Genomic DNA, 12,015 nt, shown 5'->3' with positions numbered 1-12,015 from the left:
TGATTTTTTCTTTATTAACACTCTTCTTATCATTTATTATAAATATTATAAAAAAATGATTTTTTGTTATATTTTAGAAAATAATATATATTTAATTAATAATATATATCATTTTAGAAAGGATTGATTTTTTGGAAATAGTTTTTATTATAGTTGCATGTGTGCTTACATTTATATTTATAAAGTTTTTATTAAAAAAATTATTAACAGGTCTATTTATTTTAAGTTTTGCTGGTATTATTAGCTTTGTTTACAAAGTAAACTACAGCATAAGTGTACTTTTAATTGCGATACTTATTTTTTCAGCTACCTCTATTTTTTCAGAAGTAAAACGTATGGGAAGTAATATAATCAAATCTAACAACCTATATTTAAATGGAGGATCTGAGAAAATGGTTGATTTGTTGTTTAGTGTTAATTACATAGTTTTTATGAGTATTTGTTATATAGTACTTGTGCGTATGAGTTTTAATATGATAGATACTATAGAATTAGGTATTGCATTTTGCTTAACATGGTCATTTATTTGGATGGTTGGTTATAGTAGAAAAATATTATTTAAGTGTATCAGCACAAGAAAATATGAAGTTCAATAAAATAAGGGTTGTCGTATTTTGCGACATACCCTTTGTTTTATTCTACATATTTAAACTTTCAACTTCATAATACTCTTCTAAATCTTTATTTTCAATTCTATTAATAATTATATATTCTATACTTAAAATCATATTAAAAATTGTCATTACTACAAATCCATATAAAAATGGATTCAGACTATTTCCTATTCCAATAGGTGATGATTTCATATATGCATAGTTAGATCCTATTATATTATTAAGAGCAAATATTGTTATATGATATATATTTGTTATAATCAGCACTTTTTTAAATTCAATTTTACTCATACCTATATTTTTTACAAATAATAAGTACACAGAACCCCATAACAATAATATATGTCCTATAAAATATGAAAGTTGAGTTATATGAGGAAATGCAAATGGATCAAGTCCAGGAAATATTAAAGCCGATGTTGACCCAAAAATCCCCCAATAAGAACCCATCTTAGTCATAAAATCATTTTTAAAAATCAAGCCTATTATTAACATAATTATAGCTATCCTACAATGAAATAGTGGTAATCCTTCTTTTAAAAAATGATAGTTTCCACCAATATACCAAGTATATAGTGTTAATTGTTGAACTAACAATATACTTCCAATAAAAATTTCAAATAGTCTACTTTCTTTTTTTGATTTCACTATGATAACACTACCTAAAAAAGCTACAATTAATAAAAATAGGTGTATCATACCAAATACAACAAAGTTATTTTTTCCTATAGATGTGCTAAAAAAATAATAAATTTTATCCATGTAAGTCTCCTTATATTGATTATATACCTTCAATATTATAAATCCCCACGAGTTTTTTAGCAAACATTAAGTTAAGTTTAACAAAATATACAAGGTTTAACTACATTTTTAATTCTTAAATTACTACTTATATACTTATTAATATTGATTTTTTACTTTGCTTCTTTTATAGCTTCCCTAAATTGTGACAAGCCGTAAAATGTTCTTTATCAATTCTTAGCATAGGAGGTTCTTTTTCTTCACATATTAAGCTTTTATATTTACATCTAGTTCTAAATCTACATCCTGATGGTGGATTTAAAGGACTAGGTACATCTCCTTCTAAGATTTCTTCACTTACTTCTTTATCAATAGTTGGAATACTACTTAAAAGAGCTTTAGTATATGGATGTTTTGGATTATTATATATATCATCACTCTCTCCAATTTCCACTATTTTACCTAAATACATTACACAAACTCTATCAGATATATGTCTAACCATTGATAAATCATGTGCTATGAATAAATAAGTTATCCCTAGCTCTACTTGTAAATCTTCAAGTAAATTTATAACTTGAGCTTGTACCGAAACATCTAGTGCTGATATTGGTTCATCACAAAATATAAAATCTGGATTTACAGAAAGTGCACGAGCTATCCCTATACGTTGTCTTTGACCTCCACTAAATTCATGTGGATATCTACTTGCATGACTTTTGCTTAAACCCACTTTTTCAAGTAAATCATATATTATTTCTTCTTTTTCAGTTTTAGAGTAATTTGTATGGATATCTAGTGGCTCACAAATTATCTCCATTACTGTCATATTAGGATTTAAGGATGCATATGGATCTTGAAATATTGTTTGAGTTCTTTTTCTAAAAGTTTTTAAGTTTTTTTCGGATTTTGTAGATATGTCTTCTCCATCAAATAAAATTTGACCATCTGTTACATCATACAATCTTATTAAAGTTCTCCCTAATGTTGATTTTCCACATCCACTTTCTCCAACTAATCCCAAAGTTTCTCCTTTTTTTATGTAAAAAGTTACATCATCTACTGCTTTTACTTCTTTGATGTTTTTCTTAATTAATCCATTTTTTTGAGTAAAATATTTTTTTAAATTTTTAACTTCTATTAAGTTCATAATACCCTCCTTAGTAAATCCAACAATCAACTTTATGATTTATATTTATTAAAGTTGTACTTGGTTTTGTACTGCATTTTTCTATTTTATATTCACATCTATCGAAAAATGGGCATCCACTAGGAGGATTTAATAAATTTGGTGGAGTTCCATCTATAGGTACTAGTCTTTCTTTTTTATTACATCTTGCTTTAGGAATAGATTTTAAAAGGCCTTTAGTATATGGATGTTTTGGATTTTCAAAAATTTCTTTTACTGTTCCGTCTTCCATAATTCTTCCTCCATACATTACGATAACTCTATCACAAGTATTATAAACTACACCTAAATCATGTGTTATTAACATTACAGAACTACCAGTAGTCACATTTAATTCTTTTAAAAGTCTTAAAATTTGAGCCTGTATTGTTACATCTAACGCTGTTGTTGGCTCATCTGCTATTAATAGTTTAGGATTTGAACTTATAGCCATAGCTATACATACTCTTTGTCTCATACCTCCACTAAACTCATGTGGATAATTATCTATTCTAGTTTCAGGAGATGGAATCCCAACTTTTTTTAGCATCTCTATAGATTTTTCTCTTGCTTCTTTTTTATTTAAACCTTGATGTCTAGTTATTATTTCTCCTATTTGCTTTCCAACAGTAAGTAGAGGATTTAATGCAGTCATTGAATCTTGAAACACCATCGATATTTCATTTCCTCTTACTTTTCTCATTTCTTTATCACTTTTTTTCATTAAATCTTCATCATTAAATAGTAGCTCTCCAGATATTATTTTTCCTGGTTTTTGTATAATTCTCATTATTGATTTTGATGTTATACTTTTACCACTACCACTTTCTCCGACAATTCCTAATATCTCACCTTTTGAAACTTCAAAATTAATACCTCTTACAGCTTCTACTTCTCCGTCTTCTGTGAAAAATGATGTTTTAAGATTTTTTACTTTTAAAATTTTATCCATATTACTCACCTACCTGTCATTTGCCTTTGGCTCAAATACATTTCTTAATGTATCACCCATTAAATTAAAACTTAATACTGTAAATAGTATAATCATTCCTGGGAAAAATGCTAAGTACGGAGCTTCCATTAAATAACCTTGAGCATCCTTTAACATACTTCCCCACGATGCATTTGGCTGTGTTACTCCAACTCCTAAAAAGCTCATTGAAGATTCTAAAAGTATAGCTGTTGCTATGTTTATAGTTGCTGAAACAATTATAGTTGGCAATATACTTGGTATTATATGCTTTATTATTATTTTAAAAGGACTTTGACCTGCTGCTTTTGAATAAAGTACATACTCTCTTTCTTTAACAGAGAGAGTTTCGCCTCTTACTATTCTTGCAATAGACATCCATCCTAAAAAACCAATTATAAATATTAAGTTCTTAACAGATGCTCCAAGATAAGAATTTATAACTAATATTAAGAAAAATGTAGGTATACACATAAGTACATCTATACTCCTCATTATAAATTCATCCATTTTACCTCCAAAATATCCACTTATAGACCCAATTATTGTTCCGATTACTGTAGATATTATCATAGCCATAAATCCTACCATTAACGATACTCTCCCACCATACAAAGCTCTAGTGAAATAATCTCTTCCCATATCATCAGTCCCAAAAAAATGTTTTAAATCTGGCTTTAAAAGCCTATTTGATGGATCTATTTGATTCGGATCATAAGGAGATAAAAATGCAAGTATAGATGCAATTGTAAATACAAGTACAATTACAATTGCAACAACTGTTAACTTATTTTTCTTTAAATTTATTTTAAGGTTTTTAACCACTCTATCATTCATCGTTTATATCCCTTTCTTATGATTTGATCCTAGGATCTATGACTGTATATAGTATATCTGCTATTAAATTCCCTATTATTAGCATTAATGAAGAAAACAAAGTTATTCCCATAACTACTGGATAGTCATACCCAAATATAGCATTTACTCCTAGTTGACCCATTCCAGGCCATCCAAATATTGTCTCAGTTATAAAAGCACCTGTAAAAATACCAGGAAGAGACATCCCGAATATAGTTATTACAGGTAGTAGTGTATTTTTAAATACATGTTTAAATAAAACGTCTTTAGTACTTGCTCCATATGCATATTGAGTAAGTACATAATCTTCCTTTAACTGACCTATAGTACTTGATCTAATATATCTTATATATACTGATAAATTATAAAAGCTAAGTACTGTAACCGGTAAAACTAAGTGCTTTATCACATCAGATGTAGTCTCTATTCCTATACTTCTCATTCCAACACTTGGAAATATATTTAATTTTATAGAGAATATATATATTAGCATCATTGCAAACCAAAAACTTGGTATAGATATGCCTATATATGAAATTACATTTAATATATTATCTAGTATAGAGTTCTTCTTATATCCTGCAATAAGCCCTACTGGTATAGATATTATTATAGCTATTATTAATGCACTCCCTGATAGTAATAATGTAGGTCCTAGCCTTTCTAATATAAGTTCTAGTACTGGTCTATTATTAACCATTGAATAACCTAAATTTCCTTGTAATGTATTTCCTAACCACTTAAAATATTGAACTATTATAGGGTCATTAAGCCCTAAGCTTTCCCTAATTCTTGCTATATCATCTACGTTCATTTCTGGTGATATATACGCTTGTAGAGGATCCCCAGGTGCTAAATGCATAAGTATAAATGATATTATAGTTATGAAAAACAACATAGGAATTATATTAAAAATCCTTTTTATAATTTTATCTTTCATATTGTCACCTCGATTTAAATTTACTTTAAAATAGAGCTGTCTCAAATATGAAACAGCTCTATGATACTTTTACTATTTTTTGCTTAATTTAGATAAATCTTGGAACATATATATAGGAACTAATTTAGCTTCATCTATACCTGTATATTGCTTATCTATAGCAACTATAGATTTAGGATAAGCAATTGGATATAAAGCCATATCTTCCACAACTATCTGTTGTATTTTTTTATAAATTTCGCCTCGTTTATTGCTATCAGTTTCTACAGAAGCATCCTTAAATAATTTATTTACTTCTTCATTAGAATATCCTTGTGTATTATTTGAATTATCAGTTGTGAATAAAGATGCATAAGCTGATGGTTCAGTCCCCATAACATATCCATTTATAGCCATATCAAATGTTCTCTTTGATGTGTCTTCTGTAAATAATTGTCCTAAAAATGCACTTCTTTCAAGTGGAACTAATTGAACCTCAATACCAACATCCTTTAAATTATTTTGTATTACTAATGCAATAGATTCTAACGTTTTGTCCCCATTAGAATATGCTAATCTTAATTTTAAATTTTCTTGTCCAGCAGATTTTAATAACTCTTTTGCTTTTTCTTTGTTGTGATCATATTTTTCTACATCATCTGTGTAGTATAGTGAGTTTGGTGCAAACAATGAATACGCTTTTGTTGCATATTTATCTGAACCATATGCTGATTTCATTATTTCATCCTTATTTATTGAATAAGCTATAGCTTGTCTTACATCTTTATTTGATAAAGCTTTATTTTCTTCACACATAACTAAGTTATCAACCATACCTTCATCAAAAGTTCTAACTTCTAAATTTTTATTTTTAGAAATAGTTTCTACTTGATCTGGTTTAACATAGTTTGCTTGTATTTCTCCATTTTGTAGTGCCATTGTACCTGCATTTTTATCTTGTAGTATTCTATATGCTACTGTATCTAAATGTGGGTCTCCTAAGCAATAATCTATATTTTTATCTAATAAAATACTTTCTCCAGCTTTTATTTCTCTAAATTTATATGGTCCAGATCCTATAGGTGAATTATTTTTTTCACTTTTAGCTATATCCTTTTCTCCTTCAAATATATGTTTTGGTATAGGTCTTAAATCGCTTAAAGTAGCTTCAAAAGCCATTGAAACTGCTGGTAATTTAACTTCAAAGTTTTCATTATCTATTTTTTTAAATTCTACAGGTTTTCCATCAACTAAGAAGTCTCCTCTCTTTAATGAGTTTTGATTTTCATCCATTATAGCATTGTATGTAAATATAATATCATCTGAAGTTATAGGTTTTCCATCATGCCACTTTAAGTCATTTCTTAATTTAACTTTATAAGTTAAAAAATCCTTAGATATATCTACTTTTTCAGCTAAATAAAAAGTTTTCTTCTCTCCATCCATAACATACAATGGTGAATAAATAGCATTCATAAGTGTCATTGATGCTCTATCATTAGCATACAGTGGATTCATCGTTTGAGGCGTAGATCCAACTGATAATGTAATAGAATTTCCAGTTGAGCTAGCACCCGTTTTTTTTGTTTCTTTACTTGTTGCTTCTTTTGACGAGCACCCAACTGCAAATAGCATCGTACTTATCAAGCCTAACGATATTAATTTTTTAGAAATTTTCATTTTTTAGCCCCCTTAAATATTTTGTATCATTAATATTAGTCCCAGGTCTATTGTATGAAAATTGTATAAATATGTAAAATTGTTAATTACTATATATATTTATACAATTATAGAAAAAAACAATTGTGTTAATTTTCAGTTTAATTTTATTCAACATATATTCAAAAAAAAAAAAAAATAAAAGCAACTTAAATAATAAATATATTTAGTCGCTTTTATTTTTTAAAAATATTATTTTTCAACTTAAGAATGAGCTTTAAATGATTTAACATACCTTACCTTACTTAAAGAATATGCAAGTGGTATAGATATTGCCATACTTACTATACCTTGAATTAAGTTCGCTGGTATAGATGCTGCTGAAATTACTATACTTCCTTTTAAAATTATTCCTGCACCAAAATATCCTACTACCATAACTATAGTGCCTAATGCTGTTGCAAACACACTTTTTAATAAAGTATTATGATTTCTTATAATAATACCTACTAGATAACCTTCTAATCCTTTTATAATAAGAGTAAATACCGCCCAATGGGCATACCCACTTAAAATATCTGCAAGTGCTGAACCTATACCTCCTGCAAGCATACCTGCTATAGGTCCAAATAAAATTGATGAAATAAATATAACACTATCACCTATATTGATATACCCATTTGTTCCAGGCATAGGAATTTGAATCGTCATCGTTGCAATACATACTAAAGCTATTAGTAATCCATTTAACACAACTTTTTTAGTTTCGTTATGCATCTTATATACCTCCAAAATATTGAGTCTTTATAATATTAATTATATGTAACTGTATTTAAATACTCAATAATATTTGTACCCATACAATTTGCTTTTTAATTAATTTAAATTTATAAAATACATAAAAAAGAATAGTCAGTTAAGACTATTCTTTTTTCAACCTAGTTATTTATTATTTGTAAGCTTTGAAATTTCTTAGTCTTAATGCATTACTAACAACAGAAACTGAACTTAGACTCATTGCCGCTGCTGCTATCATTGGGTTTAGAAGTGGTCCTCCAAATAAATATAAAATTCCAGCTGCTACAGGTATACCTATAGTATTGTATCCAAATGCCCAGAATAAGTTTTGTTTAATATTTTTAATAGTTTCTTTACTTAACTTTATAGCTGTTGGAACATCCATTAAGTCACTCTTCATTAAAACTATACTTGCAGACTCTATAGCTACATCTGTACCATTTCCAATAGCTATACCTATATCAGCTTTTGCTAAAGCTGGAGCATCATTTATACCATCCCCAACCATAGCTACGAAGTTTCCTTTATCTTGAAGCTTCTTAACTTCATTAGCTTTATCTTCAGGCAATACCTCTGCTAATACAATATCAATACCCACTTCTTTAGCTATTGCATTGGCAGTTTTTTTGTTATCTCCTGTAACCATAGCAACTTTTATACCCATATCATGTAATCTCTCTACTGCTTTTTTACTGCTTTCTTTAACAACATCAGCAACTGCTACTATTCCCGCAATCTGATTGTCTATTGATATATACATAGGTGTTTTACCTTCACTAGCTAAATTATCTGATGCTATGTGTAAATCTTTTAAATCTATGTTTCTATCATCCATAAGTTTTTTGTTTCCAAGTAATATATCTTTATTTTCTATATTAACTTCTATTCCATGACCTGTTATAGAATTAAAGTTACTTACACTTAAAAACTCTATTTTATCATGTTCTCCACGTTTAACTATAGCTTCTCCAAGTGGATGTTCTGATCCTTTTTCAGCACTTGCCGCTATTTGTAAAAGTTTTTCTGTGCTTATACCATTAGTAGTTATAATATCTGTTACAACTGGTTTACCTTCTGTTATAGTACCTGTTTTATCAAATATTATAGTATCTATTTTATGTGCAGATTCTAACGCTTCTCCACCTTTTATTAATATACCATTTTCAGCACCTTTTCCAGTACCAACCATTATTGCTGTTGGTGTTGCAAGACCAAGTGCACATGGACACGCTATAACTAATATTGAGATAAATATTGTTAATGAAAATACTAAATCTTTTCCTCCTATAAAATACCATGCCAATGCACTGAATAATGCAATTCCTAAAACAGCTGGTACGAAATATCCTGATACGGTATCTGCTAATTTAGCTATAGGAGCTTTGCTTCCTTGAGCATCTTCAACTAATTTTATTATTTGAGCTAAAGTTGTATCACTACCTACTTTATCTGCCTTAAATCTTATATTACCATTTTTATTTATACTTGCACCTGTTACTCTATCTCCAACTTTTTTGCTAACTGGCATGCTTTCTCCTGTTAACATTGACTCATCTACTGATGTATGTCCTTGAATAACTATACCATCTACTGGTATTTTACTTCCTGGTTTTACAACTATTATATCGCCTTCTTCAACTTCATCTATAGATATTTCTATTTCTTCATTATTCTTTACTATTGTTGCTGTCTTAGGTTGTAATCCCATAAGTTTTTTAATAGCTTCTGAAGTTTTACCTTTAGATCTTGATTCTAAATATTTTCCAAGTAATATTAATGCTATTATTATTCCCGCACTTTCATAGTATAATTGGTGATGATGTCCACTCATACCCATTTTATCTATACTTACTAACTGAAGTGTTGTATATATACTGTATAAAAGTGCTGCTGCCGTTCCTATTGCAACTAGTGAATCCATATTTGGGCTCTTTGTAAGCATTGCTTTAGTTCCGTTAATATAAAATTTATATCCTGCCCCAACTATAGGTATAACTAATACTAATTGAACTATTGCATAGTTTAAAATATTAGTATTAGGATTTATTATATTAGGTACTGGTAATGGTCCAAATGGAGCTGGAACCATAGGTCCCATCGCAATGTATAATAGTGGTATTGCAAATATCATAGCTATTATAAGTTTATTTTTTAATATTTTTAATTCTCTTTCTTTTCTTGTCTTATCTTCATCCACAGTTTCTTTTTTTGTTTCATCTACAACTTTATATCCTAACTTCTCTATTGCACTTTTCATTTGTGAAACTTTTACTTTTGATGGATCATATTGGATTGTTGCTCTATCTGTTGCTATATTTACACTTATACTTTCTATTCCATCTAGTTTGTTTATATTTTTTTCTACTGCTTTTGCACATGATTGACATGTCATTCCTTCTATTTTTATATCTATTTTTTTAGTTTCATCTATAACCTTATATCCTGCTTTTTCTACTGCACCTTTTATTTGTGAAATTTTAACCTCTGATGAATCGTATTGTACTGTTGCTTTATCTGTTGCTATATTTACATTTACAAGTTCTATTCCATTTAGTTTATTTATACTTCTTTCAACTGCTTTTGCACATGATTGACATGTCATGCCTTCTATCTTCATATCTATTTTTTCAGATATTTTTTTATACTTGTGTTCAGATTTAATTCCGTATCCTGCTTTTTCTACTGCACTTTTTATATCGTTAAAACTAATTTTATTTTGATCATAAACTACATCCATTTTTTCTGTTGCTATATTCACACTTTGGCTTTCTACACCATCTAACTTCTTGACTGCTTTCTCAACAGCTTTTGCACAAGATGCTCAAGTCATTCCTGTTATTTGATAAGTCTCTTTTTGTATATTTACATCCATTGGTTTTCACCATCCTTATTTAAATTGTTATTATATTTATAATATACCCCCCATAGGTATTTTAAAACATTTTTTTTATATTTTCAAATACTTTTTTATTTCTATACAAAAATATATAACTGACTCTATTTAAGAGTCAGTTATATATTCATTAATATCTCTATTTGTCCTAATGATTTTTCTTTTCCATCCATACCAACTCTAGTCATTATATATATTTCATGAAAATCACCAATAGTTTCTATGTTATTTTCTTTTATGTAATTCATAATCACATCATAATACTTGCCTGCATCTCTATATGCATCATCAAAATACATAGTTAAATAATTACCTTTTGGTATAACTATTATTTTTTCATCAGTAAATTCTATATCTTCACCTAAGTTTATCATTACATTTTTATATACTACATCTCCATTTTCTTTTAAATTTTCATATGATGTTGTAAAAGTTATTTCTGCTTTTACATTCTCGTAATCTCTTTCTACCTCTAGAAGAACTTTTCTTAAATGTATTTCAAACTCATCTGTGTATCTATCTTTATAATTATATTTTATAAATTTTCGTTCTTCATTATACTTTATACATACTTGATTTATGCCTTTATCCAAAGAAAATGATAATGTATCTTTCATATACTCAATTTTATTTTTTATATTTTCCAATTCCTTTATTTTCTCAGATATTATTTTTTTTTGATTACCAAGTATTTCAACTATAGACTCTAACGATGTATAGTTATTAGTAACCTCTTTTATCTCTTCTAATGACATACCCATAGCCTTACATTGTTTTATTAAGTCTATAGTATTAAAATCATTCATCGAATAATATCTATATCCAGTATCTGAGTTTATATATGAAGGCTTAAGTAGTTCTACTTTTTCATAATGTCTAAGAGTTTGAACTGATATATTATTTAATTTAGCCATTTGTCCAATTGATAAATATTTTCCCATGCAATCACCTCTGCTATATTTTAGCATATTATTGATGCAAAATAATTTAATCTACTAAATTTGTATTTTCTAATAATTTAACAAAATCTTTTTTTATAGTAGTGCTTGATATAAAAAATACTTCTATATTATTTCCTACTTGAATATACGCAGCTCTAAAATTATAATTTTTAACAACTATCTTATATTCATATATAGTATTATTTTTACGTTTTAAATGGTAAGCTGTTTTTATTTTATGTGGTTTGAAATTAATTATTTCTTCTAACTTATTATAAATATTAGCTTTTATATCTTCTTCATATGATTTAAAGCTTTTTAAAAATTTATCCATATATTTATTTTCATCTATAACTACATTAAAATTCATTTTCACCATTCCTTTTATTTTTATTTGAATTTTATTTGTTCATTTTTATTTAAATTTTCTATTATTTTCAAAAAAAATTTATTA

11 protein-coding genes are annotated in these 12,015 nt (G+C 27.7%); 1 reads left to right on the top strand and 10 read right to left on the bottom strand.

Translation table 11 applies throughout. From position 1 onward, the window contains the following. Nucleotides 1-131: 131 nt before the first annotated feature. Nucleotides 132-596: a hypothetical protein gene (locus tag ACRCYC_RS17895; protein ID WP_438620465.1), complete on the top strand. Its 465-nt coding sequence runs from the start codon at nt 132-134 to the stop codon at nt 594-596. 42 nt (nt 597-638) lie between these two features. On the opposite strand, the gene ACRCYC_RS17890 is transcribed toward ACRCYC_RS17895, so the two are convergent. The 10 genes from ACRCYC_RS17890 to ACRCYC_RS17845 form a co-directional block, all read right to left on the bottom strand. Then, nucleotides 639-1,376, bottom strand: coding sequence for a YwaF family protein (locus tag ACRCYC_RS17890; RefSeq protein ID WP_438620464.1), 738 nt, complete (start codon nt 1,374-1,376; stop codon nt 639-641). A 166-nt stretch (nt 1,377-1,542) separates the two neighbouring features. Beyond that, nucleotides 1,543-2,505, bottom strand: coding sequence for an ABC transporter ATP-binding protein (locus ACRCYC_RS17885; protein ID WP_438620463.1), 963 nt, complete (start codon nt 2,503-2,505; stop codon nt 1,543-1,545). Nucleotides 2,506-2,515: 10 nt separating this feature from the next. Further along, nucleotides 2,516-3,475, bottom strand: a complete 960-nt coding sequence (locus ACRCYC_RS17880) for an ABC transporter ATP-binding protein (RefSeq protein ID WP_438620462.1) — start codon at nt 3,473-3,475, stop codon at nt 2,516-2,518. 9 nt (nt 3,476-3,484) lie between these two features. Next, nucleotides 3,485-4,330, bottom strand: coding sequence for an ABC transporter permease (locus ACRCYC_RS17875; RefSeq protein ID WP_438620461.1), 846 nt, complete (start codon nt 4,328-4,330; stop codon nt 3,485-3,487). A 16-nt stretch (nt 4,331-4,346) separates the two neighbouring features. Then, the gene (locus ACRCYC_RS17870; protein WP_438620460.1) at nt 4,347-5,291 is read right to left on the bottom strand and encodes an ABC transporter permease; all 945 of its coding nucleotides are present in this window, start codon (nt 5,289-5,291) and stop codon (nt 4,347-4,349) included. A 72-nt stretch (nt 5,292-5,363) separates the two neighbouring features. Beyond that, a complete protein-coding gene (locus ACRCYC_RS17865; protein WP_438620459.1) occupies nt 5,364-6,950 on the bottom strand; it encodes an ABC transporter substrate-binding protein in 1,587 nt (528 codons plus the stop codon). 243 nt (nt 6,951-7,193) lie between these two features. After that, complete coding sequence (locus tag ACRCYC_RS17860; protein WP_438620458.1) at nt 7,194-7,706, bottom strand: ECF transporter S component; 513 nt, start codon at nt 7,704-7,706, stop codon at nt 7,194-7,196. Between the two features lie 172 nt (nt 7,707-7,878). Further along, complete coding sequence (locus tag ACRCYC_RS17855) at nt 7,879-10,599, bottom strand: heavy metal translocating P-type ATPase (RefSeq protein WP_438620457.1); 2,721 nt, start codon at nt 10,597-10,599, stop codon at nt 7,879-7,881. Between the two features lie 140 nt (nt 10,600-10,739). After that, nucleotides 10,740-11,561: a MerR family transcriptional regulator gene (locus ACRCYC_RS17850; protein WP_438620456.1), complete on the bottom strand. Its 822-nt coding sequence runs from the start codon at nt 11,559-11,561 to the stop codon at nt 10,740-10,742. A 46-nt stretch (nt 11,562-11,607) separates the two neighbouring features. Beyond that, a complete protein-coding gene (locus tag ACRCYC_RS17845; RefSeq protein WP_438620455.1) occupies nt 11,608-11,931 on the bottom strand; it encodes a hypothetical protein in 324 nt (107 codons plus the stop codon). Nucleotides 11,932-12,015: the final 84 nt, after the last annotated feature.

It is taken from the genome of Paraclostridium sp. (assembly GCF_051657365.1).
In the GTDB taxonomy this organism is placed as follows: Bacteria; Bacillota; Clostridia; order Peptostreptococcales; family Peptostreptococcaceae; genus Paraclostridium.
The sequence above is the reverse complement of the archived record's forward strand: the minus strand, read 5'-3'. Positions and strand labels throughout refer to the sequence as shown.

Excerpts from the sequence above, each read along its gene's own strand:
- ACRCYC_RS17845 (WP_438620455.1), bottom strand. The coding sequence starts at position 11,931 with ATGAATTTTAATGTAGTTATAGATGAAAATAAATATATGGATAAATTT.
- ACRCYC_RS17885 (WP_438620463.1), bottom strand. The coding sequence starts at position 2,505 with ATGAACTTAATAGAAGTTAAAAATTTAAAAAAATATTTTACTCAAAAA.
- ACRCYC_RS17890 (WP_438620464.1), bottom strand. The coding sequence starts at position 1,376 with ATGGATAAAATTTATTATTTTTTTAGCACATCTATAGGAAAAAATAAC.
- ACRCYC_RS17875 (WP_438620461.1), bottom strand. The coding sequence starts at position 4,330 with ATGAATGATAGAGTGGTTAAAAACCTTAAAATAAATTTAAAGAAAAAT.
- ACRCYC_RS17850 (WP_438620456.1), bottom strand. The coding sequence starts at position 11,561 with ATGGGAAAATATTTATCAATTGGACAAATGGCTAAATTAAATAATATA.
- ACRCYC_RS17870 (WP_438620460.1), bottom strand. The coding sequence starts at position 5,291 with ATGAAAGATAAAATTATAAAAAGGATTTTTAATATAATTCCTATGTTG.
- ACRCYC_RS17860 (WP_438620458.1), bottom strand. The coding sequence starts at position 7,706 with ATGCATAACGAAACTAAAAAAGTTGTGTTAAATGGATTACTAATAGCT.
- ACRCYC_RS17865 (WP_438620459.1), bottom strand. The coding sequence starts at position 6,950 with ATGAAAATTTCTAAAAAATTAATATCGTTAGGCTTGATAAGTACGATG.
- ACRCYC_RS17880 (WP_438620462.1), bottom strand. The coding sequence starts at position 3,475 with ATGGATAAAATTTTAAAAGTAAAAAATCTTAAAACATCATTTTTCACA.